Origin of the sequence: Delftia sp. WSY_16, assembly GCF_043104415.1 — a bacterium.
GTDB classification, from domain to species: Bacteria; Pseudomonadota; Gammaproteobacteria; order Burkholderiales; family Burkholderiaceae_C; genus Comamonas; species Comamonas tsuruhatensis.
Window position 1 is genome coordinate 202,562 of the sequence record NZ_JBICKS010000006.1, and the last position, 16,948, is coordinate 219,509.

Consider the following 16,948-nt stretch of genomic DNA (forward strand, 5'->3'; position numbering starts at 1 on the left):
CGGCCTCAATCCTCCAGGCCTATGTTCTGCACGATCTTCTTCTCGTCCTCGAACGCCTTCCTGGCGAACGCCGTGTACTCCTGGCTGCCGCGGAACTGCGTGCGCACGCCGTAGTTGCCGACGACCTGGCGGAAGGCCGGGTCGTCCATGGCGGCCTTGATGGCGGCTTCGAGCTTGCGCACGATCTCGGGCGGCAGGCCGCGCGGCCCGGCAATGCCCAGGGGCGAGGGCACATCGAAGGCATAACCGGCCTCGCGGAACGTGGGCACGTTGGCAAAGGCCTCGGGCCGCACCTCGGAGGCCGAGGCCAGCGCGCGCAGCTTGCCCGAGCTCAGGTACGGCAGCACCGTGTTGGCGTACACGCCGGACTTGATATGGCCGGCCATCAGCGAGTTCAGCGCCTCGGCATCGCCCTTGAAGGGCGCATGCGTGAAGCGTGCGCCCGTGGCCTGCTCCAGCAGCGCCATCACCACATGGTTGGCCGTGAACTTGCCCGGCGTGCCGTAGTCCACGGCGCCCGGATTCTTCTTGGCGAACTCGACCAGGTCCTGCACCGTCTTGAACGGCGAGTCCTGGGGCACGGCCAGCACGAAGTCATAGGTCATGTAGGTGGCGATGTAGCTGAGATCGCGCACCGGGTCGTACTGCACCTTCTGGATGTGCGGCTGGCGGAAGATGCTCACGGGCGCCAGCGTCAGGCGGTAGCCGTCCGGCTTGGCCGATCGCATGTCCATCACGCCCATGGACGCGCCCGCGCCGGGCTTGTTCTCGATCACCACGGTCTGCCCCAGCTGCTTGCCCATGCCCTGGGCCAGCGCACGCGCCACCACGTCGGTCACGCCGCCCGCGCCGTAGGGCACGACCAGGCTGATGGGGCGGCTGGGATAGCTGTCCTGCGCCCATGCTGCGCCCGTCATCAGGACCGATGCGCACATCCATGCGCCAAACACTCGTCTTTGCATTTCCATCTTCCTCAGAGGCTCACGACCATCGAACTTGCTGCTGTTCAATTTAGATGGATGCATGCCAACCATGGATTCGGGCAAGCCCGTAGCGTTGGGGCGTCTGGGGAAAACGCGCAGCGTGGGTGCGGGACTGATGGCTCTATAGCAGGGGGTGGCGTGGTTGCTTGGTTTGCGGGGGGTGGTGGGGTGTTTTTTTGCGCATTGTGGTGGGTGGGGCATGTCTTTGAGGCGACAGTCATGGGGCGTGTGCCCTCAGAGCGGCTGCCATTCAGGGATGCTTTTTTGTCCCTGCCGGGGGGTTGTTTTTCGAGGCCGGGTCTCGGCCCGGCGGCCGACCTACTTTCTTATCGCGCGATAAGAAAGTAGGCAAAGAAACGCGCCCGGTACGACTCACACTCATAGGTGACACATCAGTACAAGGACATGGGTAACAGATCCAAGCTTGGCAGCTGGAGCCAACAGCAGCCAAGGAGCGATCACCATGCCCTGGAAGGAGTGCGCACCCATGGACGAGAAACTGCTCTTCATAGCCGACCACCTGCGCAGTGGCGTGCCGCTGAGCGAGCTGTGCAGGCGCTACGGCATCAGCCGCAAGACGGCCTACAAGTGGGTTGAGCGTTACCGCCAACTGGGCATGGATGGATTGCAAGAACGCAGTCGCAGGCCCCACGGGAACAATCAGGCGATCAGCTATGCACAGCGCCGGGCCATCATTGAGCTGCGCACGCAGCAAAGGTCACAGATGGGGCCCAAGAAGCTGCACGCTTTGCTCCTGCAGCGTTGGGGCCCACAGGAGACACCCAGCAAAACCACCATCTACAACGTGCTGAAGGCTGAGGGGCTTGTTTGCAGCAGGCGTGTACGCAGACGCTCGGTGCCTACGGCCCAGCCCTTGCGAACGAGCAAGCAGCCCAATGGGGTGTGGAGTGCAGACTACAAAGGCCAGTTCAAGACAGCCGATGGTCACTGGTGCTATCCATTGACCATCATGGACCACGCCAGCCGTTATTTGCTGGCCGTGCATGTCTACGACAGCCCCAACTACGAGGATGCCAAACGCAGCTTCGAACAGGTGTTTCGGCAATACGGACTGCCCGAGCGCATACGCAGTGACAACGGTCCGCCGTTCGCGACTACTGGCGTGGCGGGCCTGTCACGCCTGGCGATATGGTGGATAAGGCTGGGCATCAGGCCGGAGCGCATCGAGAGGGGCAAGCCACAGCAAAACGGTCGCCACGAGCGGATGCACCGCACGCTCAAGCATGCCCTGGGCAAAGAGCCTGCGGCGGACAAAGCGGCATTGCAGATGCAGCTCGATGCCTTTGTGGAGCACTACAACCAGCAGCGCCCGCATGAGGCCTTGCAGCAAAGCATGCCGGCCCAGCACTACAGCGACTCGGTCAGGCCATACCTCTCAAAGCTACCGGAGCTGGAGTATCCGAAGCATTGGGAAAGAGTTCGGGTCAGCCACAACGGCTTGATTTACTGGCGAGCGCTGCGGGTCTACATCGGCTACCTGCTGGCGGGGCAGTGGATCGGGATGCAGGAGGTGGCCGCTGGCCAGTGGGATGTGTATCTGGGGCCGGTGCGACTGGGCTGCTTCAACGAAGAGGATGTGCGAGGACCCCAGAAGGACTATGTGAGCTTGAAGTGTTACCCATGTCTGTGAGCTGAGTTGTTACCCATGTCCTTGACACGTACACCCAAATGCCCGCGACCCCTGCGCTTCGCTCCGGGGCAACCTGCGTCGTGGCGGTTGCGGGGTTCGCTGCGGAACTCGCTTTGCGCTTCGCGCGCCGCTCAGACAACCGCAGCGAGTCAGGTCACGAAGCAGTCCTGTCCTTCGGCAGGACTGCAACCCCGCAACCACCACGCCGCAGGCGCTGACATACGGGAGGTGGTGCGGGCCTTCGCTTCGCTCGGCCCCGGTTTGAAGCCGAGCGGAGCGATGGCGCCGGCTGTTGGCTGTTGGCTGTTGGCTGTTGGCTGTTGGCTGTTGGCTGTTGGCTGTTGGCTGTTGGCTGTTGGCTGTTGGCTGTTGGCTGTTGGCTGTTGGCTGTTGGCTGTTCCCCAGCCTCCCCCCTTCTGCCCACGCCTGCGTTGGGCGGGATGCGGGGTGGCAGCCCTGCCGAAGGACAGGGCTGCTTCGTTGTCTAGCTTGCCGCAGTTGTTTGAACGGATTGCGCCGCAGGCGCAAGGAGTGAGTTCTGCGGCACACCCCGCATCCCGCCCAACGCAGGTCGCCCGCAGCGAAGCGAAGGGTCGTGGGCAGTTCGGGGCGCGCTTCTTTGCCCCGCTTTCTTGTCGCGCGACAAGAAAGCGGGTCGGCCGCCGGGCCGAACCCCGGCCTCGAAAAACAACCACCCGGCAGGGTCAAAAAAAGACCCACCAGCAAAAAAGGCGCCACCAGCATCCCTGCCAGCAGCGCCTTCCTCAGTCAATCATCAGACCGAAATCAGCGAACGGTATCGCCCAGAACAAGCCCTTCACGGCGTGGATCAGCCCCACCTTCCAGCTGCGCCTGCCCATTGCGCTGCACCCGCAAGATGGTGCCAATACCGCTGGACTGCGCACTGATGGACACCACATGGCCCAGGGCACGCAGGCCGCTGACCAGCGGATCGTCGTTGCCGCCATTGGCCGTGTTGATGTTGGGGTGCTCGCCGCCCACGTTGGTGGTCGGGCTGTTGGCCGCGCCGAAGTCCACCAGCGACGTGGCCTGCTGGGCATCCAGACCCCAGTCCAGCGCGCCGACCAGGGTCTTGGTCACGTACTGGATGATGGTACTGCCGCCCGGCGAGCCGGTGGCCATCTTGAAGTCGCCGGCGGTGCCGTCGGTCTTCAGGTCGAACACCAGCGTGGGCGCCATGGAGCTGCGCGGGCGCTTGCCCGGCTGCACGCGGTTGGCGACCGGGCCGTCGGCGGTGCTGGGGATGGCCGCGAAGTCGGTCAGCTGGTTGTTGAGCACGAAGCCGCGCGTGACGTGAAAGGACCCCATGCTGGACTCCACCGTGGTCGTCATGCTCAGTGCGTTGCCCTTGGCATCGACGATGCTCATGTGCGTGGTGCCGGCCTCCTTGACGTCGACCACGCCCTGCGAAGGCGTGCCAAAGTTGCCTGCCTGGGCCGTGCCCATGCTCTTGGTCGTGGAGATGAGGGCGGCGCGCTGGCGCAGGTAGCTCTTGTCCAGCATCAGGGCCGGCGAGCCGCCGGGCAGGGACACGAAGTCGGTGTCGGCCACGTACTTGTCACGGTCGGCATAGGCCAGGCGCAGGGCTTCGCTGACCAGGTGCACGCCCATCACCGAGGGCTTGCCGCCCTCGCCATCGATGGCCGTGGGCGCATAGGCCTTGAGGTCGAAGTTCTCCAGAATGCCCATGGCCTGTGCCACGGCGATGCCGCCGGACGACGGCGGCGGCATGCTGCAGACCATGTAGCGCGCGCGGTAGGTGGTGCAGACGGCCTCGCGGCGCTTGGCCTCGTAGCTGGCCAGGTCCTGCAGCGTGGTCTTGCCGGGGGTGATGGGCGCACCGTCCGAGACGGTCTGCGTCACGCCCACCTTGCTGACGATGGCCTGGGCCAGGTCGCCACGGTAGAAGGCATCGGCACCGCCCGTGGCGATGCTGCGCAGCGTGTCGGCATAGGGCTGGTTGACGAACTTGGCGCCCAGCGCCAGCGGCTTGCCCTGGGCATCGAAGTACAGCTTGGCGGCATCGGCATCGCGCGCCAGCTCCGTCTTGGAGCCCTCCAGCGCGGCGGCCATGCGGCCGCTGATGGGAAAGCCCTTGCTGGCCAGGTCGATGCCCGAATTGAACAGCTGGGGCCACGCGGTCTTGCCGTAGTCCTTGTGCGCGAGTTCCAGCATGCGCACCACGCCCGGCGTGCCGATGGAGCGGCCGCTGGAGCGCGCCGAAGGCTTTGGCGCGGTCTGGTCGGTGGCATCGTCCACGTAGCGCAGGTAGTTTTCCGTGGCGGCAGCCGGCGCGGTCTCGCGGCCGTCATAGGCCACGACCTTGCCCGTGGCCGCATCGCGGTAGAGCATGAAGGCGCCACCGCCGATGCCGCTGGACTGCGGCTCCACCAGGCCCAGCACCATCTGCACGGCCACGGCCGCATCCACGGCCGAGCCGCCGGACTTGAGCACCTCGCAACCGGCCTTGGACGCCAGCGGGTTGGCCGTGACCACCATGTACTTGGAGGTGTGCAGGGCCTTCTTGCCGAGGCGGTAGCCCGACGAGGGTTCGGGTGCGGCCGGATCACCGGGCAGGCCCGAGCCCACGACCACGCTGCCATCGCCCGAGGTGATGGCGCAGGCGGCCAGGTCGTCCTGGCCCGATCCGCCATTGCCACCACCACCGCCGCACGATGCGAGGAACAGCGGCGTGGCGGCCGCAAGGCCGATCCACTGCCATGCGGGCAGGCGTTGCCTGGAAGGGGGTTGCTTCATGAAATGTCTCCTTGTGGTGCGTGGAATGCGTTGATCTTGTTCACCTGGGGCAGCACCCGCCCGCAGGCTTGCCGCGAGCTTACATCCGTTCCACCACCACTTCGCGCAGATGCAGCCACCCCATCAGAGCGGGACTGAAGGGCCCCGTTCGCGGATGGCCGGCCCTGCATGCAAGGTCCGTGCCCGGATCGGGACGGCACCAGCACCGGAAATATCTGGCGGAAAATCCGAACCCGAGCACACCCCAAGGCTGTGCGGCCCGCAGCCTGTGCGGTCGCCCACTTTGGCTTACCATCGCCGGCCCTCTGCTTGATAGGTACAAGCCATGATCCGCGTCTCTGAACTGAAACTGCCCCTGTCGGCAGTGCAATACCACCCCGACAGCCACACCGAATACCTGCCCCTGGAGCCGCTGCGCGCCCTGGCCGCGCGCCAGCTGGGCATTGCCGAGGAGGCCATTGCCTCCGTGCATGTGCACAAGCGCAGCTTCGATGCGCGCAAGTCCGAGCTGCTGGCCGTCTACATCGTCGACCTGACGCTGGCCGACGAAAGCCAGGAAGCCGCGCTGCTGGAGCAGTTCTCCAGCCATGCCCATGTGAACCCCACGCCCGACATGCGCTGGCATGCCGTGGGCCAGGCGCCTGCCGACCTGCAGCGCCGGCCTGTGGTGGTGGGCTTCGGGCCCTGCGGCATTTTTGCGGCCCTGGTGCTGGCGCAGATGGGCTTCAGGCCCATCGTGATCGAGCGCGGCCGCTCGGTGCGCGAGCGCACCCAGGACACCTGGGGCCTGTGGCGCAAGCGCGAGCTGGTGCCCGAGTCCAATGTGCAGTTCGGCGAAGGCGGCGCAGGCACCTTCTCCGACGGCAAGCTCTACAGCCAGATCAAGGACCCGCGCCACCTGGGCCGCAAGGTGATGCAGGAATTCGTCACCCACGGCGCGCCGCCCGAGATCCTCTATGCCGCGCACCCGCACATCGGCACCTTCAAGCTGGTGAAGGTGGTCGAGGGCATCCGCGAGGAGATCATCCGCCTGGGCGGCGAGATCCGCTTCGGCCAGCGCGTGTGTGACATGCGCATCGAAGGCGAGGGCAAGGACCGCCGTCTCACCGCCCTGGAAGTGCTGGACCAGGACAGCGGCGAGCGCCAGTGGCTGGAGACCGACCATGCCGTGATGGCTTTGGGCCACAGCTCGCGCGACACCTTCGCCATGTTCTACGAGCGCGGCGTGCACATGGAGGCCAAGCCGTTCTCGGTGGGCTTTCGCATCGAGCATCCGCAAAGCGTGATCGACCGCGCGCGCTGGGGCAGGCATGCCGGCCACCCGCTGCTGGGTGCGGCCGACTACAAGCTGGTGCACCACGCCAGCAACGGGCGCGCGGTCTACAGCTTTTGCATGTGCCCGGGCGGCACCGTGGTGGCGGCCACCAGCGAGCCCGAGCGCGTGGTCACCAACGGCATGAGCCAGTACTCGCGCGCCGAGCGCAATGCCAACGCCGGCATGGTCTGCGCCATCGACCCCTCCGACTACCCGCGCGATGCCAAGAGCTTTGCCTGGGCCTTCGACGGCAAGACCCATGGCGTGGAAAACCTCAAGGACGGCGAGCTGCATCCGCTGTCGGGCATCGTGCTGCAGCGCCAGCTGGAGACCAAGGCCTACCTGCTGGGCGGGCGCAACTACAACGCGCCGGGCCAGCTGGTGGGCGACTTCATCGCGGGCAAGGAATCGGCCGCGCTGGGCGAGGTCGAGCCCTCCTACAAGCCCGGCATCACGCTGACCAACCTGCACCACGTGCTGCCGGCCTATGCCATCGAGGCCATGCGCGAGGCGCTGCCCGCCTTCGGCAAGAAGATCCGCGGCTACGACATGCACGATGCCGTGCTCACCGGCGTGGAAACGCGCACCTCCTCGCCCGTGAAGATCGAGCGCGGCGCGGACTTCCACAGCCTGAACACGCGCGGCCTGTACCCGGCCGGCGAAGGCGCCAGCTACGCGGGCGGCATCCTGTCGGCCGGCGTGGATGGCGTGAAGGTGGGCGAGGCCGTGGCCTGCGCCATCCTCGGGCTGCCCCTGCCCTCGTCGGGTGCACGCGGCTCCGGTGGCGCAGCATGACACCGCGTCCGCCCCGTTTCGCCGCCCCCTCGCGCACCCAGCTGCTGGCCGCCATTGCGGCCATGGGCGTGGTGGTGCTGTCGTCCAACATCCTGGTGCAGTACGCCATCAACGACTGGCTGACCTGGGGCGCCATCACCTATCCGTTCGCCTTCCTGGTGAGCGAGCTGGTCAACCGCAGCTTCGGCCCGCAGCAGGCCCGGCGCGTGGCCTGGGTGGGCTTTGCCGTGGCCGTGGCTGCCTCGCTGGTGCTGGCGCCGCCGCGCATCGCGCTGGCCTCGGGCGCGGCCTTCATTGCCTCGCAGTGGCTGGACATCGGCGTGTTCCACCGCCTGCGTGCGGGCCGCTGGTGGCGTGCCCCTCTGGTGGCCACGCTGCTGGCCGCCTGCCTGGACACCTTCCTGTTCTGGAGCATCGCCTTCGCAGGCGCCGCCGAGCCCTGGGTGACCTGGGCCCTGGGCGACCTGGGCGTGAAGCTGGTGCTGGGCGTGGCGCTGCTGCTGCCGTTCCGCCTTGCCATCGCCCGGTGGTGGAAAGGCCCATCGGCAATCGCCAGCGCCAAATAAAGCCGACGCGGTTCGCACGGACTCGATCTCAAGCCAGGGGCACCGTGCAACGGGAAGCGGCTTCCGCCGCTCAGGGCGAGTCGAATAACTATGGGTTGCGCTGCAGATAGTCCACGGCCAGCGCGGCCAGTGAGCGCGCACCCGTGGGCAGTTGCTTCTCGTCGATATCGAACAGCGGCGAGTGGTTGGACGGCGCCTTCGCGAAATCCTGGCCGGCCGGCGGTGCGCCCAGGAAGTAGAAGAAGCCCGGAACCACCTTCTGGAATTCCGAGAAATCCTCGGAGCCGCTGACCTTGGGAATCACCATGGCCTTGCCGCCCATGGCCAGCTTGAGCGCGGGCAGCGAGGCCTCGGTCAGTGCGGCGGGGTTGGTGGTCACCGGATAGGCCACGGGACCGAAACGCACCTTGGCCTTGGCGCCGCTGGAGGCCGCGATCTGCTCGGCCGTGGCAGTGATGCGCTTGTGTGCCTCCTGGCGCATGTCCTCGTCGAAGGTGCGCAGCGTGCCCTGCATCTCCACGTTGTCCGGGATGATGTTGTAGCGCGTGCCGCCCTGGATGGAGCCGATCGTCAGCACGGCCGGCTCCAGGCTGATGTTGAGCTGGCGGCTGACCACGGTCTGCAGGCCCAGCACCACCTGGCTGGCCGCGACGATGGGATCGACCGCATTCCACGGCGACGAGCCATGGCCGCCCCGGCCCTCGACCTGGATGCTGAGGCTGTCCGAACCCGCCATCAGCGGCCCGCTGCGGTAGCCCACCATGCCCGACGGCAGGTTGGACGTGATGTGCAGGCCGTAGATGGCCTGCACGTCCTTGAGCACGCCGGCCTCCACCATGGCCTTGGCGCCGAAGCTGGGCACATGGCCGTGGGCATCGGCCTCCACGGGAGCGCCTTCCTCGGCGGGCTGGAAGATGAACTTCACCGTGCCGGGCAGCTTGGCGCGCATGCCGGCCAGCGCCTCGGCCGCGCCCATGAGCATGGCCACGTGGGCATCGTGCCCGCAGGCATGCATGACCGAAACTTCCTTGCCCATGTACTGGGCCTTGGCCTTGGAGGCAAAGGGCAGGCCGGTCTTCTCGGCCACGGGCAGCGCATCCATGTCGGCACGCAGCGCCACGGTCTTGCCCGGCTGGCCGCCGCGCAGCACGCCCACCACGCCCGTGCCGCCCACGCCGGTCTGCACCTCCATGCCCAGGCGGCGCAGGTGATCGGCCACCACCTTGGCCGTGCGTTCTTCCTGCCCCGACAGTTCGGGGTGCTGGTGGATGTCGCGGCGCCATTCCACCATCTTGGGCGCCAGCGGCTGGATGGCGGCATCCAGGGCCGCCAGGCCCTGTGCATCGAGCCCCTGGGCGCTGGCCGCCAGTGGCAGGCCGCAGGCCAGCAGCCCTGCCAGGGCGATGGAGCGCAGGCCTGTGCGCGGGAAGGAGGAAGGCTTTGTCTCGGCGCTGGTGTGGAGCATCTTCGTGGTCCTGGAAAGTGGCACAAGCAGCCATGCTAAAAGTGAAGCACGTATGACGGACACGTCAAAATCGCCATTCGAGGAGCCAGAACCGCCATGCCCCGGACCTTTGTCATCGAGCTGCCCTGCCTGGAGCACAGCGCCATCGGCCACGCCGCGCACCTGGTGGAGATGCTGCGCAGCGCCAACCTGGTCGCCAGCCTGCGCCTGGGCCGGCGCGCACCGCGCTTTGGCTGGCGCTGGGTCGACGGCCAGGGCCGGCCCCTGCCCACCATGCCGCACGCGGACGAAGGCGCGGCAGCCGAAGGGCCCGCGCAGGCCGTCTTCGTGAGCGCGCTGCACTGCCCTGACATTCCCTCCATACGCGACATCGTCGCCGCGCATCCGGCCCTCGTGCGCCGCATCACCACGGCCTTCGACCAGGGCCTGGCCGTCTGCACGCTGGGCAGCGCCGCCTGGTTTGCGGCAGCGGGCGGCCGCTGCCAGGGCCGGCTTGTGGCCCTGCCCTGGTATTTCATGGGCGGCTTCGGCCTGGACTTCCCGGGCATCGAACTGGCCGAGGGCCAGCCCTTCGTGGACGACAGGCCCTGGCTCAGCGCCTCCCACCCCGAGGCCCTGGCACCCATGGCCGTTGCACTCACACGCCATGCCTTCGGCGACGACCTGGCCGCAGCGCTGGCCGCCGTGCTGCAGCCCGATGCCCAGCGCGAACGCGCCACCCGCGCCGCCCTGCAGGACCGCCGCATTCCCGCCACGCGCAACAGCGTGCTGGCCCATGCCATCGCCTGGCTGGAAGCGCGCGTGGAGCAGCCCTATGACCTGCAGGCCCTCGCGCACGCGGCATCCACCAGCCCGCGCACCCTGCTGCGCCACTTCCAGCAGGAGCTGGGCCACAGCCCGCTGGACCACCTGCACCGCCTGCGCTGCGCACGGGCCCGGGTGCTGCTGGAGATCACGCTGGAGAGCGTGCCGTCCGTGGCGCTGGCCTGCGGGTATGGGGATGCCTCTGCGTTTCGGCGGGTGTTCTTGCGGTATGTGGGGATGGCGCCTGCGGCCTATCGGGAAAGGCATGCGTTGAGGGCGCCGAGGAGGCGGTGGAGGGTGGGGGCTGCCTGATTGTTTTTGCCCCTGCCGGGTCAAAAAACAGACCCGAGAACAAGAAAGACTCAGTCCACCGTCACCTTCGCCTCCCGAATCACCCTCCCCCACTTCTCCGTCTCGGCAGCAATGAACCGATCGCACTCCTCAGGCGTGGACCCCTCCGCAAACGTCCCCATCACCTGCTCCAGCCGCTGCGACACCTCGGCACTGCGGATGATGCGCGACACCTCGGCGGACATGCGCTGCACGATCTCGCGCGGCACGCCGGCCGGCGCGATCATGGCCGCCCAGGTGCTGCCCAGCAGGCCGTCGTAGCCCTGCTCCACGAAGGTGGGCACGTCGGGCAGCGCGGCCAGGCGCTTGTCGCTGGCCACGCCGATGAGGCGGATGCGGCCGGCCTTGGCGGGCTGGATGAGGTTGGGCGGCGGGTCCAGGAACAGAGGGATCTGGCCGCCCATGAGGTCGGCCAGCGCAGGCGCGGCGCCCTTGTAGGGCACGTGGACCATGTCCGTCCTGGTGAGCAGCTTCATCAGCTCGGTGGTCAGGTGGGCGCTGGAGCCGCTGCCCGAGGAGCCGAAGCCCACCTTGCCGGGATTGGCCTTGGCATAGGCGATCAGCTCGGGCGTGGTCTTGAAGGGCGCGTTCATGGCCACGGCAGCGACCAGGGGCGAGACGCCCATGAGCGAGACGCCGACCAGGTCCTTCTTCGGGTTGTAGGGCAGCTTGGGATAGAGCGTGGTGTTGGCCGCATAGGCCGCGATGACCACGCCGAAGGTGTGCCCGTCCGGCGCGGCCTTGGCGATCTGGTCCACGCCGATGATGCTGTTGGCGCCGGGCTTGTTCTCCACGATGACGGGCTGGCCCAGGGCCTTTTGCAGGCCGACCTGCAGCAGGCGCGCCATCTGGTCGGTGAAGCCGCCTGCCGTGTACGGAACGATGATGCGGATGGGCTTGGAGGGCCAGGGGCTCTGGGCCCAGGCCAAGGGGGCCAGCACGGTGGTGGCTGCTGCAGCGGCGGCAGCGGTCGATTGCAAAAAGCCGCGGCGGGAAGTCGAAGGCATGGTGTCTCTGGATTCTTCTAAGTTGAAAAATGGCCCCCACGCTACCCTTGCTGCGCAAGGTCCGCTGCCCCCCAAGGGGGCCGCTTTTCATCTTGGGGCGGCCCGGCGATGAAAAAACGCCACGCAACAGCGCAGCGTCGGATGGAAAACAAGGCTCAATACCCCCGCGCCACATCCACAAGGTTGAGCAGCGGCTCGCCCGCGCGCAGGCGGCGCAGGTTCTCCAGGCACTGGCGGGCCACGGTGTCGGCCGAGGCCTGGGCCGCGATGTGCGGCGTGACAAAGGCCTTGGGATGGCCCCAGACCTTGTTGCCGGGCTGGGGCGGTTCGTCGCGCAGCACGTCCAGCGCGGCGCCGGCCAGGTGGCCTTCGTCGAGCAGGGCCAGCAGGTCGTCTTCCACCACCTGCTCGCCGCGCCCCACGTTGATGAAGTAGGCACCGCGCGGCAGCAGGGACAGGGTGCGGCGGTCCAGCAGGTCGCGCGTCTCGGGCGTGAGCGGCAAGGCGCAGACCAGGATGTCGCTGGTGGACAGCAGCTGCTTCAGACCTTCGGCACCGCTGTGCGTGGCCAGGCCTGCAATGCTCTTGGCGCTGCGGCTCCAGCCTGCGACGGGGTAGCCGATGGCCTGCATGGCGCCGGCCACGAAGCGGCCGACCTCGCCCAGGCCCAGGATGCCCACGCGGCAGTCTGCGCTGGCGCGCACGGGGCGGCGCAGCCAGTCGCCGGCCTGCTGCTGGCGCGCGAACAGGTCCAGCTCGCGCGTGTGGCGCAGCGCGGTGCCGACCACGTACTGGGCGATCTCCACATGCTGCTGCGGATCGACGGTGCGCGCCACGGGCAGGCCGGCCGGCAGGTCGGGCACGGCCAGCAGCTTGTCCACGCCCGCGCTGGGCGCGCACAGCAGCTTCAGGCCCGGATAGGCCGGCAGCACGCCCGGCTTGAGGCTCCAGGCGAGCATGGCCTCGACCGCATCGGCCGGCGCCTCTTCGCGGTGGCCCCAGACCTGCACGCCGGGCGCCAGCGCGCGCAGCGAGTCGACGATGGGCGCGCCCATGCTCGGGTGGATATTGACCAGAATTCCCATGGTTTCCTTCAGTCCTTGTAAGAAGGGTCTATGCGGTCCAGACGGCGCAGCAGGCCGGGCCAGGCCAGGCCTGCGCCCTTGCCCTTGGTGACCTGGCGCGACTGGTTGACCGCGTCGGCAATGATGTCCTGCGGGATGCGCGTGAGCTCGCCGCCGCCCGACTGCGCCAGGATCTGGATGCGGCAGGCCGACTCCAGCGTGTACATGGCCAGCACGGCCTCGGCCACGTTGCGGCCGCAGGTCAGCAGGCCATGGTTGCGCAGGATGAGGAAGTTGCTGGCGCCCAGGTCATCGACCAGGCGCGGCTTCTCGTCGTCGCGCAGGGCCACGCCTTCGTAGTCGTGGTAGGCCAGGCGCGCCAGCGGGAAGATGGACTGCTGCGAGATGGGCAGCAGCCCCTCCTTCTGCGCCGAGACGGCCACGCCATAGCGCGTGTGCGTGTGCAGCACGCACTGCACCTCGGGGCGGCCGTCGTGGATGGCGCTGTGGATGACGAAGCCGGCCGGGTTGACGTCGTACTCGGTCTCCATCAGCGGCCGGCCCTCGTGGTCCACCTTGACCAGGCTGGACGCGGTGATCTCGTCGAACAGCATGCCGTAGGGGTTGATCAGGAATTGGTCGGGCTGGCCCGGCACGCGCGCCGAGATGTGGGTGAAGATCAGGTCGTCCCAGCCAAAGTGGGCGACCAGCCGGTAGGCGGCGGCCAGCTCGATGCGGGTCTGCCATTCCTCGGCCGTCACCTGGCGGCGGACCTCGGACATCGTGGTGTCGTTGCTCATGGGGTGTACCTCTTGGTGGACATCGTGGTGGACATCGTTTGGAGAAAGCATCCGCCGGTTCAGCGCCCCGTCGCGTACTGGTCGCGCAGCTCGCGCTTGAGCACCTTGCCGATGGCGCTGCGCGGCAGCTCGGCAATGAAGCGCAGGTCCGCCAGGCGCTGGGTCTTGCCGGCCCGCTGGTTGTACCAGCCCATGATGTCCTCGGGCAGGGCCGGCTGCCCCGCGCGCGACACCACGTAGGCCACGGGCGTCTCGCCCCATTGCTCGGAAGGCACGCCGACCACGGCCACGTCGTCCACGGCCGGGTGGGCGCGCAGCTGGGTTTCCAGGTCGCTGGGGTAGATGTTGAAGCCGCCGCTGATGATCATGTCCTTGCGGCGGTCGAACAGGGTGAGGAATCCATCGGCATCGAAGCGGCCCACGTCGCCCGTGCGGATGAAGCGCTTGCCCGTGGGGTCGAACCATTCGGCTTCGCGCGTCTTGGCGGGCTGGCCGTGGTAGCCGGTCATCATGCTGGCAGAGTGGCCCACGACCTCGCCATCCTCGCCCGGGGCGACCTCGCGGCCGTCCTCGTCGATGAGGCGGATGTCATGGCCCTCGGCGGGCCTGCCCACGGTGTGCAGCTTGTCCGGGTGCAGATGGGCTTCGAGGATGCAGGTGCCGCCGCCTTCGGTCATGCCGTAGAACTCGGTCAGGCTGCCGGGCCAGCGCGCCACCACGTCGGCCTTGAGCTCGGCCCGGAACGGCGCGCTGGTGCAGAACTTGGCGCGGAAGCTGGACAGGTCATGCTCGCCGAACTGCGGCAGCGCCATGATGCGCTGGTACTGCACGGGCACCAGCATGGTGTGGGTGACGCGGTGCTGCTGGGCCAGTTGCAGGTAGCGGGCCGCGTCGAACTTGGGCATCAGTACCACGCAGCCGCCGCTGCCCAGCGTGGGGAAGAACACCACCAGCGTGGTGTTGGAGTACAGCGGCGTGGCCAGCAGCGTCGTGCCATCGGGGCCATAGCCGTAGACGCTGCCCCGGTTGATGTGGGCCCAGCGCATGCCGTGCGACTGCACGATGCCCTTGGGGGTGCCCGTGGTGCCCGAGGAATAGATGATGTTGAACGGCGCGGCCGGCTCCACGCTCACGGGCGCGGGCTGCGCGCCTTCGGGCGCCAGCCAGTCGTCAAAGGCACGGCCGGGCGCGGCGCCGTCCAGCGAGATGCATTGCAGGGCGCCGTCGGCAGGCACCAGGCCCTGGGCCGCCTTGTCGAGGAACAGGTGGCGCGCCTGGGCATCGCGCAGCATGGAGGCCAGGCTGTCGGCCGTGGAGGACGGCGCCAGCGGCGCAACCACCACGCCCGCGCGCAAGGCGCCCAGGAACAGCGCGGCATAGCGCACCGAGTTCAACGCGCAGATGGCAATCGCCTGGCCAGGCTGCACGCCGTCGCGCTGCAGCGCGGCAGCCACGCGGTCCATGAGGGCGTCAAGCTGCGCGTAGCTCAGCGTCTGCTGGTCGTCGCGCAGCGCGGCATGGGCCGGCTGCTGGCGCGCGTGGCTGCGGATCAGCTCGGCCAGCGTGGTGAAGGGCGCATCGGGCGAAGGCAGGGTAACAGTCATGAGGGGCTCCGTTCCAGGAATTCACGAATCTCAAGCGGACTGCGCCCGCCAGCCCCCTGGCCCTGCGGGCGCATTGGAGGACAGGCCTACTTGGCGGCCAGGCCCAGGCGGTCGATCAGGACCTTGTCCTTGGCATACGCCTCGCGCACCCACTGCGCATAGTCGGCGCCGGAGCGGTACCAGGCGTCCTGGTTCAGCTGCTTGAGCACCTCGATGTGGCGCGGGTCATCCATGGCTTTCTTGAAGGCGTCGTGCAGCTTGCGCACCACGGCCGGGTCCATGCCCTTGGGGCCGGCCAGTCCGTAGGGCGAGGTGGAGACCACGCCATAGCCCAGCTCCTTGGCCGTGGGCACGTCGGGCCAGCGCTGGGTGCGCTTTTCGCCGAAGGTCATGAGCAGGCGCATCTGGCCGCCATCCACATAGGTGTCCCAGCCCGAGGCATCGCTTTGCGCGGCCACGTGGCCGCCCAGCAGGGCCTGCTGCAGGTCGGCGTTGCCCTTGAAGGGCACGTGGTTGAGCGTGACCTTGGCGTTCTCGGCCAGCTCCTCCATCAGCAGGTGGGGCGAGGAGCCTATGCCGGTGGAGCCGTACTCGATCTTGCCGGGGCTCTTGCGCGCGGCGGCAATGTATTCGTTGAAGCTCTTGTAGGGCGAGTCCGAGCGCACCGTGAAGCCGAAGGTGTAGCCCGAGACCCCGATGATGTAGGTGAAGTCCGTGACCGGGTTCCAGGCCGTCTTCTGCATGTGCGCCATGCGCAGCATGGACATGGGGAACTGGGTGATGGTGTAGCCATCGGGCTTGGCCGTGCGGGACATGTTGCCCGGGCCCAGCGTGCCGCCCGCGCCGGGCTTGTTCTCCACGATGATGGCCTGACCCAGCTGCTTGCCCGCGATGTCGGCCAGGGTGCGCATGTGGCGGTCGGTGGAGCCGCCTGCGGGGAAGGGCACGATCAGCGTGATCGGGCGCGTGGGAAAGTCGCTGGCCTGGGCCCATGCCGGCGCGCTGGCGCCCGTGGTGGCCACAAAGACAACAGCCGCAAGCGCAAGGCTGCGGCGGCCAATGGAAATCTGCATATCTGTCTCCTGCATCTCTGAACCAGGTGGGGCCGGGGCACATGCCTTGTGTGCCGCTCTGGCCAGGGCCCGGATACTTCACCCGGGCCCGTCGGCACCGCCTCCCGGTGCGGTGCCTTGCGTTCTTACAGCGACTGCACCAGCTCGGGCACGGCCTGGAACAGGTCGGCTTCCAGGCCGTAGTCGGCCACCGAGAAGATCGGTGCCTCGGGGTCCTTGTTGATCGCCACGATCACCTTGGAGTCCTTCATGCCGGCCAAGTGCTGGATGGCGCCGGAAATACCGGCCGCAATGTACAGCTGGGGCGCCACGATCTTGCCGGTCTGGCCGACCTGCAGGTCATTGGGCGCATAGCCTGCGTCCACCGCTGCGCGCGAAGCGCCGATGGCCGCGCCCAGCTTGTCGGCCAACGGGGTCATGACTTCGTTGAACTTCTCGCTGCTGCCCAGCGCACGGCCACCGGAGACGATGATCTTGGCGGCCGTCAGCTCGGGGCGGTCGCTCTTGGTCACTTCACGGCCCACGAAGCTGCTCTTGCCGCTGTCGCCAGCGGCCGCCAGCTGCTCCACCTGGGCGCTGCCGCCCGTGGTGCCCGCTGCGTCAAAGCCCGTGCCGCGCACGGTGATGACCTTGATCTTGTCGCTGCTTTGCACCGTGGCAATGGCGTTGCCTGCGTAGATGGGGCGCTCGAA

The 16,948-nt window shown here is 67.8% G+C and carries 13 protein-coding genes; 4 read left to right on the plus strand and 9 right to left on the minus strand.

What is annotated here, in order from left to right; translation table 11 throughout:
- Window positions 1–5: 5 nt before the first annotated feature.
- Window positions 6–962, minus strand: coding sequence for a tripartite tricarboxylate transporter substrate binding protein (locus tag ACF8O7_RS05730; RefSeq protein ID WP_016448063.1), 957 nt, complete (start codon window positions 960–962; stop codon window positions 6–8).
- 484 nt (window positions 963–1,446) lie between these two features.
- Here ACF8O7_RS05730 and ACF8O7_RS05735 point away from each other — a divergent pair, with 484 nt between their 5' ends.
- Window positions 1,447–2,634 (plus strand): IS481 family transposase, encoded by a 1,188-nt coding sequence (locus ACF8O7_RS05735; RefSeq protein ID WP_392442697.1) that lies wholly within the window; start codon window positions 1,447–1,449, stop codon window positions 2,632–2,634.
- Between the two features lie 786 nt (window positions 2,635–3,420).
- Here ACF8O7_RS05735 and ggt read toward each other — a convergent pair.
- Window positions 3,421–5,412, minus strand: a complete 1,992-nt coding sequence (gene ggt, locus ACF8O7_RS05740; protein ID WP_392442699.1) for a gamma-glutamyltransferase — start codon at window positions 5,410–5,412, stop codon at window positions 3,421–3,423.
- 325 nt (window positions 5,413–5,737) lie between these two features.
- On the opposite strand from ggt, the gene ACF8O7_RS05745 reads away from it, so the two are divergent.
- Window positions 5,738–7,522 carry an NAD(P)/FAD-dependent oxidoreductase gene (locus ACF8O7_RS05745; protein ID WP_016454771.1) on the plus strand — a complete coding sequence of 595 codons (1,785 nt, stop codon included), beginning with the start codon at window positions 5,738–5,740 and terminating at the stop codon, window positions 7,520–7,522.
- Window positions 7,519–8,088, plus strand: coding sequence for a VUT family protein (locus tag ACF8O7_RS05750; RefSeq protein ID WP_016454772.1), 570 nt, complete (start codon window positions 7,519–7,521; stop codon window positions 8,086–8,088). The genes ACF8O7_RS05745 and ACF8O7_RS05750 overlap by 4 nt, the downstream gene beginning before the upstream one ends.
- An 88-nt stretch (window positions 8,089–8,176) precedes the next feature.
- Here the strand turns inward: ACF8O7_RS05750 and ACF8O7_RS05755 are convergent, their stop codons facing one another.
- Window positions 8,177–9,553: an amidohydrolase gene (locus tag ACF8O7_RS05755; protein ID WP_017406211.1), complete on the minus strand. Its 1,377-nt coding sequence runs from the start codon at window positions 9,551–9,553 to the stop codon at window positions 8,177–8,179.
- A 96-nt stretch (window positions 9,554–9,649) separates the two neighbouring features.
- Between ACF8O7_RS05755 and ACF8O7_RS05760 the strand changes: the two genes are divergently transcribed.
- Window positions 9,650–10,669, plus strand: a complete 1,020-nt coding sequence (locus ACF8O7_RS05760) for a GlxA family transcriptional regulator (RefSeq protein ID WP_016454774.1) — start codon at window positions 9,650–9,652, stop codon at window positions 10,667–10,669.
- Between the two features lie 50 nt (window positions 10,670–10,719).
- Here ACF8O7_RS05760 and ACF8O7_RS05765 read toward each other — a convergent pair whose 3' ends face one another.
- The 6 genes from ACF8O7_RS05765 to ACF8O7_RS05790 form a co-directional block, all read right to left on the minus strand.
- The gene (locus ACF8O7_RS05765) at window positions 10,720–11,715 is read right to left on the minus strand and encodes a tripartite tricarboxylate transporter substrate binding protein (RefSeq protein WP_203399971.1); all 996 of its coding nucleotides are present in this window, start codon (window positions 11,713–11,715) and stop codon (window positions 10,720–10,722) included.
- Between the two features lie 155 nt (window positions 11,716–11,870).
- Window positions 11,871–12,800 carry a glyoxylate/hydroxypyruvate reductase A gene (locus tag ACF8O7_RS05770; protein WP_043791031.1) on the minus strand — a complete coding sequence of 310 codons (930 nt, stop codon included), beginning with the start codon at window positions 12,798–12,800 and terminating at the stop codon, window positions 11,871–11,873.
- A gap of 8 nt (window positions 12,801–12,808) precedes the next feature.
- Window positions 12,809–13,579, minus strand: a complete 771-nt coding sequence (locus ACF8O7_RS05775) for a class II aldolase/adducin family protein (RefSeq protein WP_012203336.1) — start codon at window positions 13,577–13,579, stop codon at window positions 12,809–12,811.
- A gap of 59 nt (window positions 13,580–13,638) precedes the next feature.
- Complete coding sequence (locus tag ACF8O7_RS05780; RefSeq protein ID WP_392442703.1) at window positions 13,639–15,183, minus strand: class I adenylate-forming enzyme family protein; 1,545 nt, start codon at window positions 15,181–15,183, stop codon at window positions 13,639–13,641.
- An 86-nt stretch (window positions 15,184–15,269) separates the two neighbouring features.
- A complete protein-coding gene (locus ACF8O7_RS05785; protein WP_016450812.1) occupies window positions 15,270–16,256 on the minus strand; it encodes a tripartite tricarboxylate transporter substrate binding protein in 987 nt (328 codons plus the stop codon).
- A 125-nt stretch (window positions 16,257–16,381) separates the two neighbouring features.
- Window positions 16,382–16,948, minus strand: a 567-nt coding sequence (locus ACF8O7_RS05790; protein ID WP_392442706.1) for an electron transfer flavoprotein subunit alpha/FixB family protein, incomplete at its 5' end; no start/stop codon positions are given.